Origin of the sequence: Janthinobacterium sp. GW458P, from assembly GCF_002127585.1 — a bacterium.
In the GTDB taxonomy this organism is placed as follows: Bacteria; Pseudomonadota; Gammaproteobacteria; order Burkholderiales; family Burkholderiaceae_D; genus Janthinobacterium.
Window position 1 is genome coordinate 1 of record NZ_NEGZ01000057.1, and the last position, 25,617, is coordinate 25,617.

General features: G+C 63.4%; 24 protein-coding genes and 1 pseudogene. 18 read left to right on the plus strand and 7 right to left on the minus strand.

Annotation, left to right across the window (positions count from 1 at the left end; genetic code table 11):
- A pseudogene (locus tag CBW50_RS29515) lies at positions 1-377 on the plus strand (hypothetical protein); the annotation flags it as partial.
- A 60-nt stretch (positions 378-437) separates the two neighbouring features.
- Here CBW50_RS29515 and CBW50_RS23605 read toward each other — a convergent pair.
- Together CBW50_RS23605 and CBW50_RS23610 are read right to left on the minus strand one after the other, a co-directional pair.
- Positions 438-1,439, minus strand: a complete 1,002-nt coding sequence (locus CBW50_RS23605; protein ID WP_216356402.1) for an acetoacetate decarboxylase (ADC) — start codon at positions 1,437-1,439, stop codon at positions 438-440.
- Positions 1,440-1,477: 38 nt separating this feature from the next.
- Positions 1,478-2,707, minus strand: coding sequence for an NADH:flavin oxidoreductase/NADH oxidase family protein (locus CBW50_RS23610; RefSeq protein ID WP_086147777.1), 1,230 nt, complete (start codon positions 2,705-2,707; stop codon positions 1,478-1,480).
- A gap of 239 nt (positions 2,708-2,946) precedes the next feature.
- Between CBW50_RS23610 and CBW50_RS23615 the strand changes: the two genes are divergently transcribed.
- The 3 genes from CBW50_RS23615 (at position 2,947) to CBW50_RS23625 (ending at position 7,030) form a co-directional block, all read left to right on the plus strand.
- Entirely contained in the window at positions 2,947-3,360 is a 414-nt protein-coding gene (locus CBW50_RS23615) for a MerR family transcriptional regulator (RefSeq protein WP_086147778.1), read from the plus strand.
- A 1,166-nt stretch (positions 3,361-4,526) separates the two neighbouring features.
- Positions 4,527-5,351 (plus strand): hypothetical protein, encoded by an 825-nt coding sequence (locus CBW50_RS23620; RefSeq protein ID WP_086147779.1) that lies wholly within the window; start codon positions 4,527-4,529, stop codon positions 5,349-5,351.
- Between the two features lie 323 nt (positions 5,352-5,674).
- The gene (locus tag CBW50_RS23625) at positions 5,675-7,030 is read left to right on the plus strand and encodes a chitinase (protein WP_226935649.1); all 1,356 of its coding nucleotides are present in this window, start codon (positions 5,675-5,677) and stop codon (positions 7,028-7,030) included.
- A gap of 34 nt (positions 7,031-7,064) precedes the next feature.
- Here CBW50_RS23625 and CBW50_RS23630 read toward each other — a convergent pair whose 3' ends face one another.
- Positions 7,065-7,649 carry a TetR/AcrR family transcriptional regulator gene (locus tag CBW50_RS23630; RefSeq protein WP_086147780.1) on the minus strand — a complete coding sequence of 195 codons (585 nt, stop codon included), beginning with the start codon at positions 7,647-7,649 and terminating at the stop codon, positions 7,065-7,067.
- An 88-nt stretch (positions 7,650-7,737) separates the two neighbouring features.
- On the opposite strand from CBW50_RS23630, the gene CBW50_RS23635 reads away from it, so the two are divergent.
- From CBW50_RS23635 to CBW50_RS23655, 5 genes are all read left to right on the plus strand, one after another.
- Positions 7,738-8,139 (plus strand): nuclear transport factor 2 family protein, encoded by a 402-nt coding sequence (locus tag CBW50_RS23635; RefSeq protein WP_086147781.1) that lies wholly within the window; start codon positions 7,738-7,740, stop codon positions 8,137-8,139.
- A gap of 372 nt (positions 8,140-8,511) precedes the next feature.
- Positions 8,512-9,429: a sensor histidine kinase gene (locus CBW50_RS23640; RefSeq protein WP_157792330.1), complete on the plus strand. Its 918-nt coding sequence runs from the start codon at positions 8,512-8,514 to the stop codon at positions 9,427-9,429.
- Positions 9,426-10,217, plus strand: a complete 792-nt coding sequence (locus tag CBW50_RS23645; RefSeq protein WP_216356403.1) for a LytTR family DNA-binding domain-containing protein — start codon at positions 9,426-9,428, stop codon at positions 10,215-10,217. Before CBW50_RS23640 ends, CBW50_RS23645 begins: the two co-directional genes overlap by 4 nt.
- Positions 10,218-10,383: 166 nt before the next feature.
- Positions 10,384-11,115: a DUF4386 family protein gene (locus CBW50_RS23650; protein ID WP_086147784.1), complete on the plus strand. Its 732-nt coding sequence runs from the start codon at positions 10,384-10,386 to the stop codon at positions 11,113-11,115.
- A 150-nt stretch (positions 11,116-11,265) separates the two neighbouring features.
- The gene (locus CBW50_RS23655; protein WP_086147785.1) at positions 11,266-11,688 is read left to right on the plus strand and encodes a DUF2061 domain-containing protein; all 423 of its coding nucleotides are present in this window, start codon (positions 11,266-11,268) and stop codon (positions 11,686-11,688) included.
- A gap of 110 nt (positions 11,689-11,798) precedes the next feature.
- On the opposite strand, the gene CBW50_RS23660 is transcribed toward CBW50_RS23655, so the two are convergent.
- Entirely contained in the window at positions 11,799-13,247 is a 1,449-nt protein-coding gene (locus CBW50_RS23660; RefSeq protein ID WP_086147786.1) for an amidase, read from the minus strand.
- Positions 13,248-13,348: 101 nt separating this feature from the next.
- Between CBW50_RS23660 and CBW50_RS23665 the strand changes: the two genes are divergently transcribed.
- The 3 genes from CBW50_RS23665 (at position 13,349) to CBW50_RS23675 (ending at position 17,867) form a co-directional block, all read left to right on the plus strand.
- Positions 13,349-14,245, plus strand: coding sequence for a LysR family transcriptional regulator (locus CBW50_RS23665; RefSeq protein WP_086147787.1), 897 nt, complete (start codon positions 13,349-13,351; stop codon positions 14,243-14,245).
- A 276-nt stretch (positions 14,246-14,521) separates the two neighbouring features.
- Positions 14,522-16,483: a c-type cytochrome gene (locus tag CBW50_RS23670; protein ID WP_226935773.1), complete on the plus strand. Its 1,962-nt coding sequence runs from the start codon at positions 14,522-14,524 to the stop codon at positions 16,481-16,483.
- An 82-nt stretch (positions 16,484-16,565) separates the two neighbouring features.
- A complete protein-coding gene (locus CBW50_RS23675; RefSeq protein WP_086147788.1) occupies positions 16,566-17,867 on the plus strand; it encodes an NRAMP family divalent metal transporter in 1,302 nt (433 codons plus the stop codon).
- A gap of 23 nt (positions 17,868-17,890) precedes the next feature.
- Here the strand turns inward: CBW50_RS23675 and CBW50_RS23680 are convergent, their stop codons facing one another.
- The 3 genes from CBW50_RS23680 to CBW50_RS23690 all read right to left on the minus strand — a co-directional run bounded on the left by CBW50_RS23680 (position 17,891) and on the right by CBW50_RS23690 (position 22,188).
- Entirely contained in the window at positions 17,891-19,861 is a 1,971-nt protein-coding gene (locus CBW50_RS23680; RefSeq protein ID WP_086147789.1) for a hypothetical protein, read from the minus strand.
- A 187-nt stretch (positions 19,862-20,048) separates the two neighbouring features.
- Positions 20,049-21,158, minus strand: coding sequence for a hypothetical protein (locus tag CBW50_RS23685; protein ID WP_139842613.1), 1,110 nt, complete (start codon positions 21,156-21,158; stop codon positions 20,049-20,051).
- Positions 21,159-21,372: 214 nt separating this feature from the next.
- Positions 21,373-22,188 carry an SDR family oxidoreductase gene (locus CBW50_RS23690; protein ID WP_086147791.1) on the minus strand — a complete coding sequence of 272 codons (816 nt, stop codon included), beginning with the start codon at positions 22,186-22,188 and terminating at the stop codon, positions 21,373-21,375.
- Positions 22,189-22,259: 71 nt separating this feature from the next.
- Here CBW50_RS23690 and CBW50_RS23695 point away from each other — a divergent pair, with 71 nt between their 5' ends.
- From CBW50_RS23695 to CBW50_RS23720, 6 genes are all read left to right on the plus strand, one after another.
- Complete coding sequence (locus CBW50_RS23695) at positions 22,260-22,658, plus strand: MerR family transcriptional regulator (RefSeq protein WP_086147792.1); 399 nt, start codon at positions 22,260-22,262, stop codon at positions 22,656-22,658.
- Positions 22,655-23,305, plus strand: a complete 651-nt coding sequence (locus CBW50_RS23700) for an SMI1/KNR4 family protein (protein ID WP_086147793.1) — start codon at positions 22,655-22,657, stop codon at positions 23,303-23,305. The genes CBW50_RS23695 and CBW50_RS23700 overlap by 4 nt, the downstream gene beginning before the upstream one ends.
- A gap of 105 nt (positions 23,306-23,410) precedes the next feature.
- Positions 23,411-23,962, plus strand: a complete 552-nt coding sequence (locus tag CBW50_RS23705) for a DUF4142 domain-containing protein (RefSeq protein WP_172404867.1) — start codon at positions 23,411-23,413, stop codon at positions 23,960-23,962.
- A 114-nt stretch (positions 23,963-24,076) separates the two neighbouring features.
- Positions 24,077-24,463, plus strand: coding sequence for a hypothetical protein (locus CBW50_RS23710; RefSeq protein ID WP_086147795.1), 387 nt, complete (start codon positions 24,077-24,079; stop codon positions 24,461-24,463).
- Positions 24,464-24,491: 28 nt separating this feature from the next.
- The gene (locus tag CBW50_RS23715) at positions 24,492-24,908 is read left to right on the plus strand and encodes a hypothetical protein (protein ID WP_086147796.1); all 417 of its coding nucleotides are present in this window, start codon (positions 24,492-24,494) and stop codon (positions 24,906-24,908) included.
- A gap of 238 nt (positions 24,909-25,146) precedes the next feature.
- Positions 25,147-25,614, plus strand: a complete 468-nt coding sequence (locus tag CBW50_RS23720; RefSeq protein WP_086147806.1) for a cache domain-containing protein — start codon at positions 25,147-25,149, stop codon at positions 25,612-25,614.
- Positions 25,615-25,617 lie beyond the last annotated feature (3 nt).

Genomic DNA, 25,617 nt, shown 5'->3' on the forward strand with positions numbered 1-25,617 from the left:
GCCTCGCGGCTGGCGGCGCACTGGCGCGCGCGCTGTCGCAGCAGCTGGCCAGCGCGCCACGCCGGGGGCAGGCTGTCAGCATCGGCATCACGTTCCGCACGGCCGACGGTCAGTTCTGCCGCAGCTTCACGCTGCGCGACGGGCCGCCCGAAGCGTCGGCCCTGGCCGGCCTTGCATGCCGGGCGCCGGCGGGCGGCGACGGCTGGCTCATACCCGTGCTGGTGGAAACACGCGCGGACACGGCGGCACCGGCGACTTACCGCATGGCGGGCAGCGCCGCGCCGGCCATTTTGCAGGCGATAGACGAACGCATCGCCGGCCAGCCCCTCGATGCGGCCGCCGAGCGCCAGGCGTTGCAGCGCAACTGGCGGCCTTGACGGCGGGTGCCGCTCCTGCCTGCACGGGCCGCCACGCCCGATGACGCGGCCATGTCCCGATCACTTTTCGGCATCGAGGCTGTTTAACGGCTTCGGCGCGTACAGGGCGTTCTGGAATTCCGGTACGTACTCATATTTCATCATCTTCCCCAGCTTCAAGGACTTGATATAGCGGGAAAAGCTGCCGTCGCCCAGCTGCAGGTCGACGGCATCGGCGCTCGTGCTCGACGCGTGGCTGAGCTGGCGGGAGACGGCATAGCCATACGTGAGCGCTCCGGCGCCATCGCGGTTGGTGAAGCTGTTGCGCACCAGTTCGGCCTCGTGCGACAGCTGGCCCAGTCTTTTGCCTGTAAAAACAAAGTCCAGCTTGCCCGTTTCGCTGTCCATGACCTCGAAGGCCACGCTGCCTTCCGTTTCCTTGTGCTCGATGCCGGTCAGCCATTTCGGCAGATTGTAGCCGACCACGCCGCGCACCCGGGCCAGTTCCGTGTTGACGGGAAGCTTGAGCACATAGCCCCAGAAGTCCCGTGACAGCGATTGGCCCAGCAAGGTGAAAGGACCAAGACTGGCCGTGCCGGGCTTGCTGGTCACGATCGCCAGGGAGATCTCGTTATAGCTGTCGTTGTCGCAGTATGCATAGGCGTAGGCCGTCAACGCCACGGCGCCCCGGCCCGGCCACACTTGCAGCGGCTGGACCTGCTGCAGTATGTCGGCCGGCATCAGTTCCTTCAGCCGCGCCAGGTCGGCCGTGAATACTGCCGTTATTTTGCTGTTCTTGTAATAAAAATTCGGCGAATACGACGCAAAGCCGATGTCGACCTTGTCCTTCCTGATGCCCTTGAACCAGCTCAGGTCCAGTTCCGGCGCTTCCGCCGCAATCACCGATAAAGGCGGATTCGAGCGAAAGCGCGCATACAGGCCGCCGGCGGCCACCGGCACCTCATGGCCGGCGATATCGATGATCAGCGGCGTGCTGGCGGCCGCCGCGTCGGCCCGGGACGGTGCGGCTGTCGTACCGAGAATGCATCCGGACACTGCTGCCGCGGCGATTTTCCTATGCATGTCGAGCCCCTTCCACGTTTGATCTGGAACAATGTGAATCATACGCCGCCACGCATCATGCGGCGATACTGCCAATTCCTGACTTTGGTTTCCAGTTGCTGCTGCAGCAGCGCCAGGGCGGGCGCCACATCGGGCCTGGTTTTTCTGCCCTGGCTCAGGCGGCGCAGCTGGTACTTCACCATTGCCATATAGGCGATGGACGACAGCACCTTGTTTTTCCAGGTGATGGCCCGCAGCGCGGGGCTTGCCGACCGGTCCGCCAGCCAGGCCCTGGGCAGCTGCGGATCGATGGCCAGCGCCGTGCCCATGCCCGCCATGGCGATGCCGCTGTCCAGCACCTGCTCGACCACCGGATAGCGGCGTATGCCGCCCGTCACCATGATGGGCATGCTTGCCGCCGTGGCGATATCCCTGGCAAATTCCAGGAAATATGCCTCGCGGGCCAGGGTGCGGCCGTCGCGGGTCTGGCCATGCATGGCAGGGGCTTCATAGCTGCCGCCGGACAACTCAATCAGGTCCACGCCCAGGGTGTTGAGCATGGAAACGACTTGCCTGGCGTCCTCCGGAGTGAATCCGCCTTTCTGGAAATCAGCCGAATTGAGTTTCACCGCGACGGCAAAGTCTTGCCCCACGGCTTGCCGCACCGCCTTGACGACGTCGACCAGCAGCCGCGCCCGGTTCTCGAGCGAGCCGCCCCAGCGGTCCGTGCGCTGGTTCGTGACAGGGGAGAGGAACTGGCTCAGCAGGTAGCCGTGCGCCGCATGGATTTGCACGCCCGTAAAGCCGAAGCGTTCCGCCAGCCGGGCGCTGTTGACAAAGCGCTGCTGCACGTCGGCAATGTCGGCTTCCGTCATCTGCCGCGGCGCGGAAAACTGCTTGGAAAAGTTGCCCAGGTCCATGGGCACGGCCGATGGCGCCATGGTTTCCTGCCCCATGGCGGCCGGCATCTGGCGTCCCGGATGGTTGATCTGCATCCAGATGTGCGCCCCGCGGGAACGGGCGGTCCGCGACCACTGCTCGAAGCGGGCGCCAAATTGCTCAGAATCGAGCACGACGCCGCCCGGTCCTGTCATGGCGCGGCGGTCGATCATCACATTTCCTGTGATCATCAGGCCAACGCCGCCGTCGGCCCAGGACTGGTACAGGCGGATCAGCTCCTTTGAGGGCGCGTGGTCCTTGTCAGCCATGTTCTCTTCCATGGCGGCTTTGGCGAGGCGGTTCGGGATGACGGCCCCATTGGGCAGCGTCAGTGCGGTAAAGGGTTGCATGGAGATCTCCAGGGTTGCGATGGGCTCACGATAAGCTTTAAGCTAACTTGAAGGTCAAGCCCTGAAGGAGATTTTTTTGCATGTGTGCCGTTTGCGCCACGGCGTCGCGCAAATGCCGGCCAGCCCCGCTTGACACTCAAGCCGGCTTCAAGCTTATAGTGACGCACGGCCCCGCGCTCACGCCGCAATGGCAAGCCACGACAATTGAGCAGCAATAGAACGATGAAAATAACAGAACGATGAAAATTGGTGAACTGGCCAAGCGCAGCGGCCTGGCGGCGTCCACGATACGCTTTTACGAAGCCAAGGGCCTGTTGAAAGCCGTGGACAGGCAATCGAACGGCTACCGCGACTATCCGCTGGAAGCGGTGGCGGTCCTGTCCATTATCAGCGACGCCCAGCAGGCGGGCTTTTCCCTGGACGAAATCAAGCAAGTCTTGCCGGAGGATAGCTCATCCTGGAAACATGAGGAGCTGATGGTGGCGCTCAGGAAGAAGATTGCCGATATCGAATCGCTGGAAGTGCGACTGGCCCAGAACAAGGCGCATCTGCTGTCCTTGATTCAACTGATCAACGCCAAACCCGAGGATGTGGATTGCAAGGACAATGCGGCGAGGGTGATGGAAAGCATGGGCATGGTAGCCAAGAAGTAAAGACGCGCGCCGAAGCCGGCGCATGCCCGCCGGGCCGGGCCGCCGCAAAGGGCGAGCGCGGCCCGGCCCGGGCGGCGCCTGACTGCCGCCGCGTCAGAAATCCACGGCGGCCGACAGTGGCACCATGCCGGGCGCCGATTGGCCGACCGCGTCTGACGCGACAAGCTAACGACTTTACTGAAGACGTATCAGAATAGATATCGTGCCTGAGTCAGGGGACTTTTCTCAGGCTGGCAGTCGGCTGTGGGCGGGCAGGAGGATCTGCCTGGTACCCTCCATCTTCAATTTGACATAATATAAATTATGCGAAGAATTAGGCGGATCTGAAAAAATCCCCGTACTGCCCGATATGGAATCGCAATACCGATTTACGGCCTTCGCTCCTTCACCGTCTCAGATAAGCAATGCGATGCCCAAGCCTGCGATGCGGCAAGCTTATTTTTCACCACGCCACGCACACTCCCGGGCCTATCTGGCCCGAGTCCTGCGCCGCGAAGCGCGCGCCGTGCATGGCTGGCTCGGCGGTACGGTAATCGGGCCTGCCTGCCGGGCTTCGGAAGCCGTGCCCCTGCGCCACAGATGGCGCAAGCTGACGGCGGCCGTCCGATGGATATGGCGGCGCTCGGGCCGTGCCTGGGCGTCATGCGCGGCAGCGCGCGGGCAAAAAAAAAGCCGCAAAATCAGAGATTCGCGGCTCGACGACTACGTGCAGATTGCGCTGTAACGGGTTTTACAGGGGGCGCCCGCAACACTTGCAGCGCTCACGCTTATTATTGATAATTTCAGCCCGGAAGCACCAGGCAGACAGCGCGACACCGATGACTATCAGAGCGACACAAATAGCGACGTCAGTTTGGTATGGAGTCATTTCATTCCTAACCATGCAGAAAAGAAAACTTATTTTATCAAGTAAATCGTTTTGTGTTGTTGTTTTATAGCAAAGGTTGTCGATCTGCTGGCCCTTGCCATGCCTGACGCGCGCGGAATGGCCCGTTGGCATGCCGCGCACGATAGGATTGCAAATCCATAAGGACCGGGATTTGCTCGTGTAAGATTGCCCGCCTTTCTGTTTTGCCGGACATGCTTGACTTCCTCGATGACATTTGCAGCGAAACATAACAATAGAATCAATAATTTACAGGCGATTGTGCAGGCAAAGTCTCAAGGTGCTTGCGTGGCGCCAGCTGCCCGGCGTGTTTATCGACCATGACCGGGGCCAGCGCCTGCGTGACCGCGTGCTGGCGGGCACGGCGCCCGTCCTGCGGCTGACCATGGCGGCCACCGTGCGGCAGGTGCAGACGCGCAACCTGGTCGGCATCATCCCCGGCAAGTCCGGGGAATTGATGGTGCTGGCTAGTCACACGGATGGCGCGAACGGGCTGGAAGACAATGGGCCGAACGCCATCGTCGACATGGCCCGATACCTGGCGCGCCTGCCGCAGGACAGCTTGCCGCGCAGCGTCATGCTGCTGCTGACGGGCGGCCATTTCGCGGGCGGCGCGGGAGTCGAGCAGTTTATGGATCGGCACAAGGACGACGGCTTGACGCAGCGCATGGCGGCGATGCTCACCATCGGGCACCTGGGCGCGCTGGAAGAGCCTGCTTTCACCAACGGTTATCTGCGGCCCACGGGCAGCTTCGAGCCGGCCTTGCTGTTTACGCCGCGCACGCCGGCCCTGATGGAGGCGTCCTACGCCATGCTCAGGCAAGCCGGAGCGGCGCCCGGGTTCGTATTGACACACAATAATTCTGGCGGCGACCGTGCCAGGAATGCCGCCTGGCCTGATGCAGGACAGACTTTCCCTGGCGTGCAGCCGATTCCCACGATGCATTACATCAAGGCGCCGGCCTGCCAGTTCAACTATGGCATCGGCACCGTGACCCGGGTGGATTACCGGCTGATGCAGCGCGAAACCGTGGCCTTGACGCAGATGCTGCTGGACCTGTCGCGCGTGCCGTACGCCGATTTGCGCAAGGAAACCGCGCCGTAGCCGCCGCAAGACCTTGCCCGGCATCCGCCTCCCTTCCCCGCCCTGCTCCCGGCGCCGGTTTTGCCCTGCCAGTCTCCACGGGACAGGACAACAGCGCCCCGGACGCCATTGCGCAGACCATACCAGCGCACCGGAAAACAGGCACTGGTATGGCCCGCATCGCCCATTGTCTGGGGCAAGGCTGCAACTGGTCTTGTGATCTGGCGCAAAGAACAAAACCAGTTGACTACCACCTGCATTGCTTGCACCCTGAAACAGCGGACGGTGTCCAGCCGCCCGGCCATGATAAAAACACACAAGGAGATGCAATGAACCGGACAGTCATGAATAGCCTCATCATTACCCTTTTCGGCGGCACGCTGGCCGCCTGCGGCGGTGGCGGCGATGGAGCCGGCGCAGGCGCCAGCGTGCTGCTGGCCGGCGCCACCGAAGCGGCCGCCTGCTACGCGCCGTGGAACAGCGGCACGGCCTACAACGGCGGCGGCAAGGCCAGTTATAACAACATCAATTACACGGCCAACTGGTGGACACAGGGGAATAACCCCTCGACCAGCAGCGGCGGCGCCGGCAGCGGCCAGCCATGGACGGCGGCGGGAGACTGCGGCACGCCGACGCCGACGCCGACTCCAACACCGACTCCAACTCCTACGCCAACACCCACCCCGACACCGACGCCAACACCTACCCCGACACCAACGCCAACACCCACCCCGACGCCGACACCGACGCCCACCGGCCTGGCGAAACATGCGCTGATCGGCTACTGGCACAACTTCACCAACCCCAGCGGCGCCACGTATCCGATCAGCCAGGTCAGCGACGACTGGGATGTGATCGTCGTCTCGTTCGGCGACAACGCGGGCGGCGGCAATGTCAGCCTGACCATCGATCCGGGCGCGGGCACGGAAGCGCAATTCATCGCCGACGTGGCCGCCAAGCGGGCGAAAGGCAAGAAAGTCATCCTGTCGCTGGGTGGGCAAAACGGTTCCGTTTCCGTCGGCAACACGGCCGAAGCGACGAATTTCACCAACAGCCTGTACGCCATCATTACCAAATATGGCTTCGACGGCATCGACCTGGACCTGGAAAACGGCGTGGCGCAAGGCGCGGCCATCCAGACTTATCTGCCGATCGCCGTGAAAAACCTGAAAGCCAGGGTCGGCAGCAGCTTCTACCTGTCGATGGCGCCCGAATGGGTGTACGTGGAAGGGGGATATACGAGCTACGGCAGCATCTGGGGCGCCTACATTCCCATCATCAACGCCCTGCGCAGCGAGCTGACGGTGCTGCACCCGCAGTACTACAACAATGGCGACATCTACACGCCCTACGCCACGGGCGCCATCAAGGCCGGTTCGGCCGACCAGCTGGTGGCCACGGCGCGCATGCTGATCGAGGGTTTTAATTATGGCGGCAACACCTTCGCCGGCCTGCGTCCGGACCAGGTGGGCTTCGGCGTGCCGTCGGGCCGCAGCTCGGCCGGATCAGGCTTCACGACGAATGCCGACGTCAGCAACGCCCTCAATTGCCTGACGCGCCTGCTCAACTGCGGCACCATCAAGCCGCTGCAGGCGTATCCGGACTTCCGCGGCGTGATGACCTGGTCGATCAACTGGGACCGCCACGACGGCTATAACTTCTCCGCGCCGACGAAAGCCGTGCTCAAGACCTTGCCGTAAGCGCCTTGGCCGACTGCGCATGGGGGCAACAAGCTCACATGCGCAGCAGCGCCGCGCCCAGCACGCGCATCTGCAGCGCAATGCCGTGGCGCAACGCTTCCCCTCCCCCCTGCGTGTGCTTGATGCCATCCATGGTGGCCACCAGCAAGGCGGCCACTTGCGCGGCATCCGCGTCTACCCGGCGCAGCGCGATATCGCCTGCCGCTTCGGCCTGTTCCAGCGCGCCGGCCAGCGACGCCGCCAAGGTCGCCCGCGCCGTCAAGGTGGCGTCGGCCGCCAGGGTCATGTTAGCGTCGAACAACTCCTGCCCGTGGGCGCTGGCGGAGATTTCCGCCATCAAGCCTTGCTGGAACGCCAGCAGCGCCGTTTCGATGCGCGCAAAGACGGGGCCGGATACGGCGAGCGCCGCAGTTACCTGCGCCATGACGGTGGCATGGGCCCGTTCGGAGCCGGCGCGGAACACGTCTTCCTTGTTCTTGAAGTGCAAATACAGCGCCGCGCGCGACATGCCGGCCGCCTGCGCGATGTCGAGCATCGACGTCTTGCGGTAGCCGTAGCGGCAAAACACGGCCAGCGCCGCATCGAGGATGTGCTGGCTTTTCAGGGTATCGGTCGTCATGCGGTCATATTGACACTTTGAGTATATAGTGTCAACATGACTTCTGGACAAAAACCGTCAAAGTGTCAACCACCCGAACAGGACTGCCATGCACGATTTCAATGCCGCACTGACTGAAGAACAGCAGATGGACCTGCTGCGCCATACGGAACGCCGCCGTTTGCGCGCCCTCGTGGCCGCCGATACGCAGGCGGCGCGCGCCCTGCACGCCGACGACTTCCAGCTGATCACGCCCATCGGCAGCATGCTGTCACGGGAACACTACCTGGGGGCCATCGCCTCCGGCCACATGCGCTACCTGAGCTGGGAGCCGGACGCGATCAGCGTGCGCCTGTACGGCACGGCCGCCATCCTGCGCTACTCGGCGCAACTGGAAATCGTCTTCGGCGGCCACGCCGTGCCGCGCGCCCGCTACTGGCATATGGATAGCTATGAGTGGCGCGATGGACGCTGGCAAGCCGTCTGGTCGCAGGCGACGGCTATACGCTGACTTGTTGAACTGCGGCAAGACGCCGCGGGCCTGGCCGGACTAGCGCGCCGCGATGCCGTGGCCGGGCGACGGCGATGGCCGCGGCAACGATCGGTGGTCCGGGCCATCGTGGCCCGGCCCCGCAGGGCGTCGCTGGCGCCCGGGAAAGCGTGCTTCGCACCGGCCGCTATTGCGGCCCGCGAGGCTTTGCCCTATTCTGCTGCTCTTCTGGCAATTCCTGGGGCCGTCATCTTCATGCTTACACTGCGCTGTGCCATCGATGGCCTGCGAACCTGCCTGTCCGCGCGACGATTGTGCGCTGCCGGGCTGGCTGCGCTATGCGAATTCAGCCTGTTTGCACTGTCCTGGGAAGATCCGCTATCGTATCTGGCCATGGCGGTTTTCCTGCCGGCGCTGGCGGCCTTGCTGGCGTATGGCGTGTTCGAGCGCTGGCCGCGCCGGTTGCCGGGCTGGCTGCCCCACTGGGTGTTGCAGGTGCTGGGCGTGGCACTGGCGATCGTGCTGACTCTGGCCAGCCTGTATCTGCTCAATACCGGGGCCGGTGCGCCGCCGTTCTGGCAGGTGCCGGAACGGTTGCAGAGTTATGTGGCGCTCAGCTTCCTCGGCCTGCTGCTGGGGCCATGGACGGCGATGGCGGCCCTGCTGCGCCAGCGCGATGCCCGCGTGCGCGAGGCCGAGCGCAGGCGCGGCGAGCTGGAACGCCTGGCGCAGGATGCGCGCGTGCGGCTGCTGCAGGCCCAGGTCCAGCCGCATTTCCTGTTCAATACGCTGGCCAGCCTGCAAGCCCTGCTCGATACGGGCTCCAGCCATGCTGCGCCCGTCCTGGCGCACCTGGTCACGTATCTGCGGGCCGCCGTGCCGCGCCTGAGCGAAGCGGCCACCCGCCTGGAACAGGAACTGGAGATGGTGCGCGCCTACCTGGTGCTGATGCAGCTGCGCATGCCCGACCGCCTGCAGTTCGGCATGGAGGTCGCGCCCGGCTGCGAAAAACTGCAGTGCCCGCCCATGACCCTGATGACGCTGGTCGAAAACGCCGTGCGCCATGGCATCGATCCCTGCCTCGATGGCGGGCGCATCGACGTGTTCATCACCGAGGCGCATGGCCGTTGCCATATCGAGGTCAGCGATACGGGCGTGGGCCTGCAAGCGGGCAGCCCCGGCCTCGGCACGGGGCTGGGCAGCCTGCGCGAGCGCCTGGCGCTGATGTTTGGCGGCGCGGCGGCCTTGCGCATCAGCGAACTGGCACCCCACGGTTTCCGTGTTTCCATAGACTGTCCCGCATGGCCATGAACCCGACCGCCCTGATTGCCGACGATGAACCCTTGCTGCGGGCCAGCCTGCGGCGCCAGCTGGCCGAGTGCTGGCCGGAGCTGCACGTCGTGGCCGAAGCGCGCAACGGGCCGGAGGCGCTCGAGCTGTTCGAGCGGCACCGGCCCGCGGTCTGCTTCCTCGACGTGCACATGCCGGGCCTGTCCGGCGTCGACGTGGCCAGCCAGATCGGCCGCCGCGCCCACCTGGTCTTTGTCACCGCCTACGACCAGTATGCGCTGCGCGCCTTCGAGCACGGCGTGCTCGACTACCTCGTCAAGCCGGTGCAGCTGGCCCGCCTGGCCGGCACGGTGACGCGCTTGCGCGAACGCCTGGCGGCCATCGAGCCCGGCGCGGCCAGCGAGCCGCTGTTGCGGCAACTGGCGGCCTATCTGCAGACCGGCCCCGCAGCGGCGCCGGTCCCGGTCCAGGCGCCGCTGCGCTGGCTGCGCGCCAGCGTGGGGGCGGCCGTGCGGCAGATCCCCGTCGATGACGTCGATTATCTGAAGTCCGACGACAAGTACACGCTGGTGGCCTGGCGCGACGGGGGCAAGCCCGCCGAAGCGCTGCTGCGCCAATCCCTCAAGGAATTGCTGGTGCAGCTTGATCCGGAACAGTTCCAGCAAATCCACCGCGCCGTGGTCGTCAATCTGCATGCCGTCCGACAGGTCGTGCGCGGCGCGCACGAGACGGCCGAAGTGAGCTTGAAGCACCGGCCCGACGTGCTGCCGGTCAGCCGCACCTTCCTCCACCTGTTCAAGGCGGAATAGCCGCCGGGCGCGGCAGGCCCGCGTCACTCATCGGGTACTGGCGTACTTCGGCCCCCCGGGCGCGTGACGCGTCGGATCGGCCTTGCCGCGGCGCGTCCCTGTGCCGACACTGCGCTGGCCGGTCCTGCCTGGACAGGCTTGAACCCACTCCGACAAAGGTATATCGATGAAGCAGACTATCTGCGCCGCCACGCGGCAACCCCCTCCCCTGTTCGCCTCGCCGCTGCAGGCTGGCCGCGCCGTCCTGCAGGGACGCTGGCTGGGTCTGGGCCTGCTGTGCATTTTCAGCCTGGGCATCTGGTCGAATTTCTGGCTGCAGGAGCAAGTATTTGCCGCGCCGGGCTTTCTGTCGCGGGCGGGCGGCATGCCGCTGCAGGTGGTGCTGATCGTCATGCTCGGTCTGCTCACGGCCTTGACCGGGCTGGCCGTCGCGGCCGCCCTGCGCGGCCTGTACGGCGAACAGCAGCCCCTGCTGAGCCGCTGCTACGTGGCGCTGGTGGCGGCGGCGCTGGCGACCAGCCTGTTCGAGGGCGCGCTGGTGCTGGCCATGCGCAGCCTGAGCGTCGCCTTCCTCGCCTCCGGCGCCGACGGCAATGCCTATGAGCCGGCGCGCGCGCTGCTGGCGGGACTGCGCAACGGCCTGCACTTTCCGGACAAGCTGTTGGGCGGAATCGGCGTGACCCTCATGTATCTGCTGCTGTACCGCGCCCGGGCAATCCCGCCCCTGCTGGCCCTGGCCGGCATGCTGGCCGGCGTGCTGCAGTGGACCGCCGTCGCGCGCGAACTGTTTGGCCTGGATGTCATGCACGCCTTGCTGGTTCCGCTGGGCCTGGTGTACCCGCTGACCGGCCTGTGGCTCTTGCTGCGCGGGCTGGCGCCGCGGCCGGCGCACGGCTGAGGTGCGCATCATCGAGGATGGGGCAATGGAATGCAGGCTATTAATAGTCTGCATCTATTGATTCGGTTGAAATATTTTACTTCCTTTTGTAAATGAGAATCGTTACTATCTAAATCAAGGATAAGCGAATTCAACAGAAAGGAGCGTCCCTTGTTCACAGCCATCAAAACATTCAGCCAGGTGTGCACGCACATGTCGATCGCCTTCGGCCTCGCGTATTTGCTGACAGGCTCGCTGGCGCTCGGTGGCTTGGCCGCAATCATCGAACCCGTCATCAACGTGGGCCTGCTGCCCTGGCATGAAAAAGCCTGGCACGCGATCCGCCGCCGCCACGCCGCAAGCCGCCTGGGCTTTGCCGCCCTGGCCGGCGAAAAACTGAGCCAGACGGCCTTGCACATGGGTGTCGCTTTCGGCGTCATGTATTGGGCCACTGGTTCCATGGCCTTCGGCGGCTTGCTGGCCGTGGTGGAACCGATCTGCAACGTGATCGTGCTGCCCTTCCACGACCGGCTGTGGGAGCGCGTTCGGTCGCGCATGGAAAGCCGCGGCGCGGCGCGTCTCGCCGCCCTGTAAAAGTTTCCCGCAGAAACAAGGACTGGGGCGGACCCGCCGGGCACGACCCCGGCTTCTTGTCGCTGGCCAAAGCCGCTATGGCGGCCGGCTTCAGCCGTCTGCTAGGCATGCTACACCTTGCCCGCCCACACGGGCGGCCGCCGCTGCCCCCACGGCGCCGCCTGTTCCAGCTGGCCGGCCAGGCGCAGCAAGGTACCGTCTTTTCCATATCCCGCCATGAACTGCATGCCGATCGGCAAACCGTCATCCGACATGCCCAGCGGCACGGACATGGCCGGCAAGCCCGCCACGTTGGCCAGCGGCGTGTACGGTGAATGTTCAAACAGGCGCGCCGTCCAGCCCAGCCCATCGAGCTGTTCTTCCCTTTCTCCGTAGCGCCCCAGCGGCCACGGCAGGTCCGGCATGGTGGGCGTGAGCAGCACGTCGTACTGGCCAAACAGGGCGCCGGCCTGGCGCGTGACGGTATTGCGCACGTCGAGGGCCGCGACGACATCGACGGCCGACACCGTCTGCCCGTACCGGTAGCAGGCCAGCGTTGCCGGTTCCAGCGTATCGAGCGAGACAGCACGAGCGCTTTCCTGCGCCAGGCCGTCTATCCACGGCACCAGGTTGGCGCACCAGATGCCGGCATTGGCGTGCACGAAGGCTTGCCACGACACGCCCAGCGCCGGTTGCACTTCTTCCACATGGTGGTCCAGGCTAGCCAGCAGGCGCACGGCGGCGTCCAGCGCGGCAGCTACGGCCGGCGCGGGACGGGCGCCATTGCTGGCCACGCGCTGCACGGCGATGCGCAGCTTGCCCGGCGCCACGCTCACCTGCGACAGCCAGGAGTAGTCGGGTGCATTCGTCAGGTACGGCTCGCCCGGCATGATTCCCTGCACGCAGTCGAGCAAGGCGGCGCTGTCGCGCACGGTGCGGCTCACGCCCAGCTGCACGCCCAGGCCGCTGAAGATTTCGTCCATGGCGGGGCCGTTCGACACGCGTCCACGGCTAGGCTTGAAGCCGAACAAGCCTGTCGAGGCGGCCGGCACGCGGATGGAACCGGCCGCGTCCGTCGCATGGGCCAGCGGCACGATGCCGGCCGCCACGGCCGCCGCCGCACCGCCGCTGGAGCCGCCCGCGCTCAAGCTGACGTTCCAGGGATTGCGCGTCGCGCCGTATAAAACGGGTTCCGTGGTGGTGGCAAACGCCATTTCCGGCGTGCTGGTGCGCCCAAAGGTGACCAGGCCTGCCTGGCGAAACTGCATCATCAGGTGGGAGTCGACGGACGCGACATGGCCGGCGCCCAGGCGGCTGCCCGCTTCGCTGCGCTGGCCCGCCATGCTGACGGCCACGTCCTTGATCAGAAACGGTACGCCGGCGAACGGCGCAGTGTTCTCTGCGCTGTCGCTGGCAGTCAGATCGGCCGGCCACAGCTCGACGACGGCATTGATCTGCGGATTGACGGCGGCGCAGGCGCGCATGGCGGCGTCGTGCAATTCGGCGGCGGAAACGGCGCCCTGGCGCAGCAGCTGGGCCAGTCCCAGACCATCAAAGCCAGTATATTCATGGAGTTGCATCAGTTAGCTCCTGTAAAAGATGAAGAGTGAAAGTCACAGGAACAACTGTAGGGCTTGCGCTATCATAGCGGAAATGAATACTTGATATACAAGGTATAGTCATGGACAATTTACGCAAGCTTGACCTGAACCTGCTGCTGACCCTGAACGCCCTGCTGATCGAGCGCAACGTCACGCGGGCGGCGGCGCGGCTGCACCTGAGCCAGCCTTCCGTCAGCGTGCAACTGGGCAAGCTGCGCGCGGCCTTCGACGATCCGCTGCTCTTGCCCGGTCCGCGCGGCATGCTGCCCACGGCGCGGGCGCTGGCCCTGCTGGCGCCCTTGCAAGCCGTGCTCGGCCAGCTCGAGCAAGTCTTGCAGCCCGAAGCGGCCTTCGATCCGGCCACGGCCCAGGTGCGCTGGAACCTGGCGGCGGCCGACGCCGCCGAATATGCGATCCTGCTGCCCATGCTGCCCGGCCTGCGCGCGCAGGCGCCCCTGTCGCGCATGGCCGTGTTCGAAGCCGTGCCGGCGCGCATGGCGCACGAGCTGGAAACGGGCCAGGTCGACCTGGGTTTCCTGGCGCAGGAAGAAGCGCCGCCCGGCTTGCGCCACCGTACCTTGTTTACCGAGCACTACGTGCTGGCGGGCCGCCACGACCACCCGCTGCTGCAATCGCCGCCCGACCTCGACCAGTTCTGCGCGCTGGAATTCATCGTCGTCTCGCCCAACGGCGGCGGTTTCCGCAGCAACGTCGATACGGCACTGGAAAAGCTGGGGCGCACGCGCAAGGTGGTGCTGTCCGTGCCGCATTTCCTGATCGTGCCGCCCTTGCTGGCAGAGTCCGACATGGTCGCCCTGCTGCCGTCGCGCCTGCTCAAGAACGCGCTGGGCGGCCTGCGCACATGGGAACCGCCCGTGACCCTGCCCGACTACGAGATGGCCATGGTCTGGCACGAGCGCATGCACCTGGACCCGGCGCACCGCTGGCTGCGCGATCGCATCATGGCTTCGCTGTGAGTTACATGGCTACATGATTTTCCGGCCTAAAACACTAGGGAAGATTACCTAGTTAATCGAAAGAAACTCCCAATTTTCGCCGTGGTGACGAATGCGTAAGCTTGCGCGTAATAATAAAGGGTCACCATGAACGCCAATTCCATCCCCCGCCGCGGCCCGCGCCGCTCTCCCGTATTTTCCTTTTCGATGACTTCCTGGCTGGCGGCAATGCTGCTGCTGGCCATGCTGGCCTTCTGCGCCAGCGCAACGGCGGCAACCGCCGCCGCGTCCGCCAGCATGCCCGCGGCGGCGGCCGGGCTGATCAAGCGCGGCGAGTATGTCGCCCGCCTCGGCGACTGCGTGGCCTGCCACACGCGTCCGAACGGCGCCGCCATGGCCGGCGGCCTGGAACTGAAAACGCCGTTCGGCACCATCTACAGCACGAATATCACGCCGGACGCGAAGACCGGCCTGGGCACGTACACGTTTGCCCAGTTCGACCGCGCCATGCGCAAGGGCGTGGCGGCGGACGGCCACAACCTGTATCCGGCCATGCCCTACCCTTCCTACGCGAAGATCACGCCCGAGGACATGCAGGCCCTGTACGCCTATCTGCAGCGGGGCGTGGCGCCCGTGGCCCAGCAAAACCGCGAAACGGACATGAAATGGCCGTTCAGCATGCGCTGGGGCTTGTCGCTGTGGAATGCCGTCTTCCTCGATGACGCGCCGTTCAAGCCCGACAGCGCCAAGTCGGCCCAGTGGAACCGGGGCAGCTACCTGGCCCAGGGCCTCGGCCATTGCGGCTCCTGCCATACGCCGCGCGGCCTGGCGTTCCAGGAAAAGACCATGGGCCAGGACGGCGGCAATGGCAAGCTCTACCTGTCCGGATTTACCTTTGACGGCTGGCATGCGGTGAACCTGCGCCATCTGTGGACGCCGGGCGACATCGTGCAATTGCTGAAAACCGGCCACAACAGCTTCGGCACGGCGGCCGGCAGCATGACGGAAGTCATCACCCACAGCACGCAGTACTTCACGGACGGCGACCTCGACGCGCTGGCGCACTATCTGCACGGCTTGCCCGCCAGGGACGGGGTGGCCGCGCCACCCAAAAAGACGGCGGCCCTCGCGGCTGCCAGCAGCGATGCGCTGTACAACACGCGCGGCGGCCTGGGCTACCTGCAATTCTGCGCCACCTGCCACCGCCGCGACGGACGCGGGGTGGACAACATCTTCCCGCCGCTGGCGCAGAACGACTCGGTGCAGTCGAAGGACGCGACTTCCGTCATCCATATCGCGCTGACGGGCTGGCAGTCGGCCGTCACGCAGCACTCGCCCCGCTCGTTCGGCATGCCCGCGTATGACCGCCTGTCGGACACGGAGCTGGCGGAAATCCTCACCTTTGTGCGCGGCAAGTGGGGCAACCAGGGCGCACCAGTGACCCCGACGCAGATCGCCAGGGTGCGCAAGGAGCTCAAGCTCAAGGCGCCGGACGCGGGCGGCTTCGTCACGCCCCGCTTCGCCGCCCTGATGGCCGATCCGAACGCCAATCAATTGATCCACGGCATGCAGCTGATGACGGAAACGCGCGCCCGGCTGCCGCAAAACGTGGGCAACGACCTCAATTGCAGCAGCTGCCACCTGAATGGCGGCACGGTGGCCGGCGGTTCGCCCTTCCTCGGCATTTCCGCCTTCTTCCCGTCCGAAGCGCCGCGCGCCGGCAAGGTCATCAGCCTGGGTGAGCGCATCAACGGCTGCTTCCGCCGCTCCATGCACGGCAAGCCGCTGCCCGTGGACGGCCCCGACCTGCAGGCCATGGTCGCCTACATCGACTGGATGAAGGGCGCCACGCAGGCGGGCGACAAGGTGGCGGGACGGGGCGTGGCGAAGATCGACCGCGCTCTGCTGCCCGATCCCGTGCACGGCAAAAAAGTGTATGCCGAGCAATGCGCCGTCTGCCATGGCGCGAATGGCGAAGGCATCCGTGGCGCCAACGGCGTCGCGGCCTTCCCGCCGCTGTGGGGCGAGCGTTCCTTCAATATCGGCGCCGGCATGGCCCGCACCTACACGGCGGCCGGTTTCGTCAAGGCGAACATGGTGATGGGCCACGGCCAGAAATTCCCGCTGGGACAGGGCAACCTGTCCGACCAGGACGCCGTCGACGTGGCCGAATATTTTACCCACATGCCCCGTCCCGACTTCCCCGACAAGGTCAAGGACTGGCCCAAGGGCGGCAAGCCCAGCGATGCGCGCTACTGAGGCGTGAATTTGCCGGGCGGCGCCCCTTCTGGACGCCGCCCGCCTGTGGTACGCTGCTGCCTACATTACACAGGAGTGACGCATGCACAGCGACAGCGGCCACGCGGACGCCGTCCGCAAGCAGGCAGCCCCTTCCGACACCTGGCTGGGCAAGCTGGGGCCGGGCCTGATCACGGGCGCGGCCGACGACGACCCCAGCGGCATCGCCACGTATTCGCAGGCCGGCGCCCAGTTCGGCTTCGGCATGCTGTGGACCGTCTGCCTGACGTTTCCTTTGATGTTGGGCATCCAGGTCATCAGCGCCAAGATCGGCCGGGTCAGCGGCCATGGGCTGGCGACGAATATCCGCCGCCACTATCCCCGTTCCCTGCTGTACGCCATCGTCGGCTTGTTGCTGCTGGCCAATGTCATCAATATTGCCGCCGACGTGGCCGCCATGGGCGACGCCCTGACGCTGATCATCGGCGGCCCCACGCATCTGTACGCCGCGGGCTTCGGCTTGCTCTCGCTGCTGCTGCAAGTGTTCATTCCCTATCAGCAGTACGTGCGCATCCTGAAATGGCTGACCCTGGGCTTGCTGGCCTATGTGGCCACCGTGCTCACCGTGCATATTCCGTGGGGCGACGTGGCGCTGCGCACCGTCTGGCCCCAGTTCGCCTGGTCGGCCGCCTCGGTGACCATGATCGTGGCCGTGTTCGGCACGACGATCAGCCCCTATTTATTCTTTTGGCAAGCCTCGCAGGAGGTGGAAGACCTGCAGGCCGATTCCAGCGCGCAAGCCTTGCGCCGCGCCCCGGAACAGGCGCCACGGCAATTCCAGCGCATCAAGATGGATACGGCCATCGGCATGGGCTTTTCCAACCTGGTGGCCTTCTTCATCATGCTGACGACGGCCGTGACCCTGGGCGCGCAAGGCATCACGCATATCGACACGTCGGCCCAGGCCGCGTCCGCCCTGCGCCCGATTGCCGGCGAATTCGCCTTCGCCCTGTTCAGCCTGGGCATCATCGGCACGGGCTTGCTGGCCATTCCCGTGCTGGCCGGTTCGGCCGCCTACGCCATGGCGGGCGCCTTTCACTGGAAAAACAGCCTGGAACTGGCGCCCCGGGCCGCCAAGAAGTTTTACGGCATCATCGTCACGTCCACCGTGATCGGCGCCGCCCTGTGCTTTTCGCCGCTCGACCCCATCAAGGCCCTGTACTGGAGCGCCGTCATCAACGGCGTCATTTCCGTGCCCATCATGGCCCTGATGATGGTGATGGCCTCGCGCCCCGCCATCATGGGCACCTTGACCATTTCGCGCCGCCTGCGGGCGCTGGGCTGGCTGGCTACCATCGTCATGGCGACGGCCGTGCTGGCCATGTTCGCCACCATGGCGTTTTGACTTCCTGCCTTGCTGACGACATGTCACCGGCAAGCCATCAGCGAGCTGATGCCGGGAGTTCGGCACTGAGGAGCAGCGAACCCCAGCCCAGCGCCGATCGATAATCCCGACTGGATGCCGCCATCTCTTTGCGTGGCGCTGTCATGGGTAATTTCAAGATAAAACGTTGCAAAACTGCTGAAACCTTGATCTAAGCGCAGGCCGATAGTCGGCTTCCATGTCTTATGTGAAGCTTCATGCATCCGGACATAGCGGAAAGGAATGCTGAGGATGGTTTCCGTCTGAGGCAGGATGACGGCGCCGCGCAGCGAAAAACCTGCATCGTTGCCAAACGGGGAGTGGGAAGCGTGAACACCGCCAAGCAGGGCCAGATTCAATGAATCCCGTTTCTCGTTCGCATTCCCAAAAATAAGACGCTCGAACAGGATCGTGGATCTGTTGTGCTGGTCGCCGAACAGCATGTCATCAAAGCCGATACTGACCCCGTAAATGGGATCATTTCTTTCATAACCGTATATTTTTGGAATATTTTCCACTTCATATTTTACAGGGCCGATCGTCGCGGTTAATTGTGACGGTCCGATGAAAGCGACCACCTGCCCCGCTGTCTTATCCTTTTCAAACCAGAACCAGTTGTTGTTTTTAAAGGAGTCCACGATTTTCACCCTGGCTTCGCCATTTTTATCAGGCTCCTGCAGCATGCTGCTTTCAAGGATATCCAATATGGAGCGTACTTCGGTAACCAGCAGCAGCAGCCGCTGTTCTTTTTGCATGTCATCCCATAAAAAATCATCTCCCTTGAGTGTTATCTCCTTCGCCTGGACCAGGGATTCCGCGATATTTCGCAGATACAGCAGCTGCTCGGCTGGAGACATCGACGTACAGCAAGTCTCCTGCCGATCTTTTTGCTCGGCCAGCAGGAAGTAATTCCTGACGCTCCGCGCCAGATATGGATTGTTTTTTTCATCCGCTCTTTCCAGCAGTTTATCTGTAATTGTCGTTGCCAACCCGTCTATTGTGATGGCGTTCATCTTCGCGAAGAATTTTTCATCGATCGATGCCCGCGCGCCCAATCTATTTCTCTTGTCGTGAAAAGCATTTGCCGCGACATCGGTCAGCCTGCTGCGCCATGCGGTAATGTGGCCCGGAGCGAAGCTGTCGTGAAGATAGTGATCGGATATGGCGTTCGCAGTCAGCGCGCCAAAGATATTTTTTTCAGAAACCCGTAAACTCAGGGCCAGAAGATGCATATTGCGTTGAGATAAAATCAGTTCAGACTGGAAATGCGTATGGTTCATATGCGCGGCACGGTTACCTTCGAAGTTCCACAGCGCTTTGAAGCAACGATTGGCCACCGACAAGTCCAGATCGACTCTTTGTTGTGGATAAAGGTGAATTGCACGCTTCGGCTCCGGATACTTCTTCAATTTGTTCAGCGACTTGAACAAGCTGCTTTCACTGCCCGCCATCATTTTTTCCGGCGTCAGGAAATAGTCGACGCAACCGACAACATCCCCGTAGCTGATTTTCTCGTCAGTATACTTTTTTTTGCGGTCATCCTGGTCGCCGGAATAAATTGGATCAAAGAAGAAAGTACTTTTCCAGCGAACGATCTGCAATTCATTCCTCTTCTTGCAATAATTCGCCTTTTTTTCTTCCGCGCACTCCTTACGCAGCGCTTCATGCAATCGATTCAAATTTTCCTTGTCTGTGTCATTTTTCTCTATCTCGGCAGCTATGTCATCGAACAGTTCGCATGTTCTTTTTAATTCCTGTGTTGCACATTGCCTCCCCAGTTCTTTTTCGCGCATGTTTTCGTCGGGGGTTTCACGGTTAATGGTCCGACACTCCAGCGGCGGAGAGTTTTTTGCAAAACAATGAATCTCCATGGCCAGATAGTAGGCCAGGTCGCCCATTCTCTTGTGCTCCCACTGTTCGAAAGCCCCGGCGTTTGCCATTGAGAAAAAGAGAGCGATTACTGTTAAGATTTTCATGACATCCCTTTTTGACAGAACGCATCATTAAAGTCATCTGGCAGGGTCGCGCATGGATAGCCAGGCAACACATGCCAGGTGAGAAAGTGTGTCTACAGGTGGGAAATCGCATGGGAAATGCACAGATCCATGGCTGACGCCATGCCAGGTTTGATGCCGGAATATTAAATGAGTTCCTCTGCCATGCTTATTGACCGTTTGCCGGACTCTTTGCCGGTGGCAGCAGTGTTTCTTCAACGTATAAAACGGCCGCTTCGGCCAGCGGCCCGCGCGGAAAATCATTCATGTCGATCAAGGTATGAGCCAGCAGCGGCATGTGTTGCACAAACGGCAAGGCGATGGCGAAGTGGTCGGCGTTCACATAGCCGAGCAGCGTGGCGCCGGGCAGTAGCGCATCAAAGTGCAGAATCTGGCCATCGTTGCGTGGATCGATACGCGACAGGGCTGCATGCATCGGCAGCAGCACCCTGGAAACCCGATCCGGCGTCGGTGTCGCGACGATGGAAAACAGCGCGGGTTGGCGCGGCACCGGATGTGAAACCAGCCAGTTGAGCCGGTACTCACGGGTGAGGTCTGCGATCTCGCCGCCATCAGTCACTGGACATGCCTGATCGGGAATGGCGGCGAACAGACGTTCATACAGGCCGCGATATTGATCAGCCAGCGGCGATCCGTTCACGGCACCGGCAAAACTGATGACGGCAGCGATGTCCGCCGCCAGTTCCGGGTGACGCTCCAACGCGGTGAGCGTGTCGATCGCCCCTTTGGAGTAGGCCAGCACCACGAATTTCCTGTTTTTTTGGCTGCTACGAAGTGCATTGACGGTTGTGTAGATGATGTCCGCATTGAATATAGCGCTCGCGCGTCCCTTCACGGGAACATAATCCACCGCATACCCCAATTGGCGGAAGCGCCCGACTGCGTCCGCAAATGCGCGCACGCGGGGCAGGCATTCGGAAAAGACGCCGCTCACGATCAGCAGATCGAATGGCCGCGGACCTTGGTGCGGACCTTTTTCCGCTTGCAGCAAGACGCTGGCGGGCGCGGGCAATTCGTCGTCGAGGCGGCGCAGCCAGAAGTCGCACGGCTGTCGGGATGCTGGCGACGAACCTGCCAGCACTGCGCAAAACAGCGCCCGGAACGGCGCCCTGGCATCGCTGATGCCGGCACGCGCGACAGGGACATAGGCCATGGCCGGGTCGTGTCCGCCATACCGCTGCATGGGCGAAGAGCAGCCCGCGAGCAGCAGGCAGCAGCAGAGCCCCATGCGCATGCGGGCTGGTCGGCTGTATGCCATGTCCGAGACCTTTCTTGTGAGGTCGCCCGGCGCAATTTTTCAGCTGGCGCCGTGTCGACTGCCGCGGTTCTGACATCAATGTCCTTGGCCAGCGGGCTTCCAGTGTCTCTTTCAATAAACCATACTGTCTTGCGGCGCATCAGACGGAAGCGCAGAAGCAATTCCGGGGGGCAAACAGTCACGCCCGCCTTGCACCTCCCTGTTCTCCCCTGTTTCAGCGAGCGAGCGTTACGCCGCCCTGCCCCTTCGGCTTGAGCATGGCTTGCACGATGCCCAGCACGGCCTGACGGGGCAGCAAGCGCGGCAGCCAGGCCAGCAGCCGGTTGGGCCGGCCCGCCACATGGCTGCTGCGGCCCCGGTCCAGCGCGCGCAGCGCTTCGTCGACGACGGCTTGCGGCGCCATGCGCTTGCCCACGGCCGCCTCGGGCGCGGCCACGACGTCGAAGAAGGCCGTCTCCGTGGCGCCCGGGCACAGCGCCAGCACGCGCACGCCGCGCTGGCGGTTTTCCGCCCACAGCGCTTCCGAAAACGACAGCACGAAAGCCTTGCTGGCGCCGTAGACGGCCATGTAGGGATCGGGCTGCAGGGCCGCCGTGGACGCCACGTTGATGATGGCGCCGCGCCCCAGCGCCAGCATGTGCGGCAAGGCGCAGTGCGTCAGTTCCATCAGGGCCGTGCAATTGACGGTCACTTCGGCCGCCTGGCGCGCGAGAGGGATGGTCTCGAACCTGCCATGCGTGGCGAAACCCGCATTATTGATCAGTACGTCGGGCGGCATGCCCAGCGCGCACGCCTGCGCATGGGCGTTCTGGGCCGCGCCGGGCAGGCTCAGGTCGGCCACCAGCGCGTGGGCGCGGATGCCGTGGCGCTTGGCAAGGTCGGCGGCCAGCGTCTCGAGCACGGCGCCGGAGCGGGCCAGCAGCAGCAAATGCGCGCCGCGCGCGGCCAGGGTTTCCGCAAAGACGCGGCCGATGCCGGACGAGGCGCCCGTGATCAGCACGGTCTGGTTGGTGTAATTGAAAGCGGTCATGGCAGCGGTGTGGAGTGAATGAGGTTTTCACTGTAAACTGTGGTCTTTAGTCCACGGTCAACAGAAAAATCATGCGCATCGGAGAAATCACCCGCCTGACGGGCGTCAGCAAGGACACGGTGCGCTTCTACGAGCGCCAGGGGCTGCTGGATGAAGCGCCGCAGCCGGGCATGACGAACAACTACAAGGAATACTCGGCGCAGGCCTTGCGCCGGATCGAGCTGATCGGCCACGCCAAGGCCCTGGGCTTTACCTTGAAGGAAATCGCCGAAGTCATTGCCGTCTGGCAGGAAAATGCGCTCGATGCGGCCACCAAGCGGGCCATGCTGGAAACGAAAATCGCCCAGATCGACGACAAGGCCCGCTCGATGGCCGTGCTGCGCGCCGGACTCGTCGATGCGCTGGCCAAGGTGGAGACGGGCTGCGACGATGGCGTCGCGGCCGCAAGACACTACAAGGATAATCCATGACTTATTACACGCAGTACCGCCACCTGGCGCTCGAGGGCGCCAAGCCTGCCCCCACGGCGCAGCAGATCGCCGCCATCGAAACTCTGCTGGAAGCACCGTTGCCGCCCGCTTTCCTGGCTTTCCTGCAAGTGGCCAACGGCGCCTGGTTCGACTACACGACGGATGTACCGGACGGCAACGGCGGCGTGGAAAAAATGGGTTTCAATACCTTTTTCAGCGCCGACGAAGGCGATTTTTGCGATGAAACTTTCGTCGGCGAAATCCGCGCCGCGCGCCAGCATGCGGGCATGCCCGTGAAAATCCTGCCCTTCGCCCGCGATGGCGGCAATTCCATGGTCTATCTGGACCTGACGGAGGAAGGCGGCGGCCGCGTGCTGGCCTATGTGCAGGAGTTGCCGGGCTGGACCGGCAAGCGCGCCCACGGCTTGATGGCGCTGGCGCCCTCGTTCGACGCCTGGCTGGACAGCCTGTACATCGACCGCGACACGGTGCTCGATGAACTCGAACACAGCGTCTCGGAACCCTCGCACCTCGACGCGATGGCGGAATGGCTCGACATCGGCATGCCCGCCTGGCGCCGCGATGCCGGCATCGCCGCCTTATTTGCGCTCAAACAAGTCGAACTGTGCGCCAAGGAACAGGACTAGTCCTACTGGCGGAATCGAAAGTGTCCTATGGGTGTGCGCGGGCTGCCGGCTTAATATTGTCATCAGCTTGCATAAAAATTCACTCATGACATGAAAGGAATTCCCATGCGTATTTCCACCACGAGTTCCCACACATCCTCCCTGAAAAGCGTGGCCATAGCCGCCGCCGTGGCCTTGCTGAGCGGCATCGCCATCAACAGCATCGCCGCCGCCGCGCCCGGCGCATACGACAAGCAATTCCTCGGCAAGGCGGCCGATGCGGGCAGCACGGAAATTGTCGCCAGTAAATTGGCGCAAAGCAAAAGCAGCAATGGGGACGTGAAGAAGTTCGCCGATGCCATGGTCAGGGACCACACGGCAGTGGCAGACGAGCTGAAACAGCTGGCCAGCAGCAAGCACATCGAGGTCAGCGACCAGCCCGGCAAGAAGCACCAGGCGCAGATCGACAAGCTGGGCCGCCTGGAAGGCCAGCTCTTCGACAAGGAATACGCGGCAAGCATCGGCGTGGCCGCGCACAAGGATGCCGTCAAACTGTTTACCGACGCCAGCCAGAAGGCCAGCGATCCCGACATCAAGGCTTTTGCCGCGAAGACCTTGCCAGCGCTGCAACACCACCTGGAAATGGCCCAGGCCTTGCAGGCGGCACTGGCGAAATAAACGGCCATACGCAGCAATAAAAGGGGCAATGCATGCTGTACGTGCTGTACGGCAAGTGTTTCCGATCTTGACATACAATGCGGCTCACTCCGTTTCCGGCTCCGCCATGACCTCATGCAGCTACTCAAGAAAACCAGCCTGATCGCCGCCGCCCTCCTGTTCGCCATCATGCTGGCAGGCTGGCTGTTCATCAAGGTGGCGGCGGCCCGCAACGCCACCGTGTACGCCCAGCAATGGAACGAACAAGGCACGTGCGTGATCAAGACCTATGTGCCCCACTACGGCGACGGCGTGCCGCAGAACATCGTGCGCGCGCTCAGCACGTCCACCTTTTTCCGTGTTTACCACAAGGATGGCACCTTGCTGGAAAGCACTGAATGGGTGCTGGACATGCATGAGGACGGCATCCTCGACCATGCCCGCTGGGGCCAGAACCAGACCCGCGCCATTTACCCGACGGACATGGGCGACGAAGGCTGGACCTTGCCCGCATGTGCGTAAATATTTAGCAATCAAACGAAAGACTCCCATGCTGCGAGGCCCCTGGAGCGACGCTCCCTATCTGCCCACGCTCCACTATTTCCTCGGCCCGTTCGACGTGTATGACCGCGAAGAAACCCTGGGCGTGGAACTGGATAGCTGGGACATGAACGACCCGCTCCAGCGCGCTGCGCTGATACGGCGCGACATCAGCTCGCAGTACAAGGAGCTCAGCTACCGCCATCGCCATGCGCTGGTGGCCGTGCTGGCGCAGGCGCTGCTAGACCCTCACTATGACTTCCAGGCCATCCTCGAACATGACCCCGAGAGTACGCACGCCCTGCCCGCCCGATGGGATGAAATGGACGACCCGCGCGCCTTTTTCGCCGATATCTACCGGCTGGTGCAGCAGGACTGGCGCGAGGACCTGGCGCGCGCGGCGGCGGAAGACCCGTCCGACTGGTAGCGCGGCGCGCGCGCCACACTATCGCCACGATAGCCTGGCCCCTGCTTTTCACTCTGTAAACGCGATTGCGGCCATGCGCACGCAGCGTTGCAAAAACGCCCCACTCAAAAAAAATCTGTTGCACCAGCGCATGCTCGCTGGCATCGCGCTACCATGCACCGACGGCACTGCGCCAGACGCCGTCTCGCCGCACCGGTTCACCACCGGCTTCCCATGCCGCAATTTGAAGGAGACTGTCATGCCCAAGTTCGCCCCCGCCCTTTGCCTGTCGCTCATCGTTGCCGCAGCTGCGCTGCCCTGTGCCGCCGGCGCTGCCGAAGGCGGCGCCACGCGCGCCGACGCCGAAGCCATGGTCAAGAAAGGCGTGGCCTACATCAAGAGCGCCGGCGACGCCAAGGCGTATGGCGAAATCACGGCCAAGTCGCCGCAATTCATCCTGCATGATTTGTACCTGGTCGTCTACAAGCTCGACGGCACGGTGGTTGCCCATGGCGCCAACCAGAAAATGGTGGGCAAGAATTTGATTGAACTCAAGGATATCGACGGCAAGGCCTTCGTCAAGGAGAGAGTCGAGCTGGCCAAGAGCAAGGGCACCTTCTGGCAGGAATACAAATTCACGAATCCCGAAAACAAGAAGATCGAACCGAAGGCCATGTACTGCGAAAAACTGGCCGACACCGTCGTCTGCGGCGGCATCTACCTGTAGCCT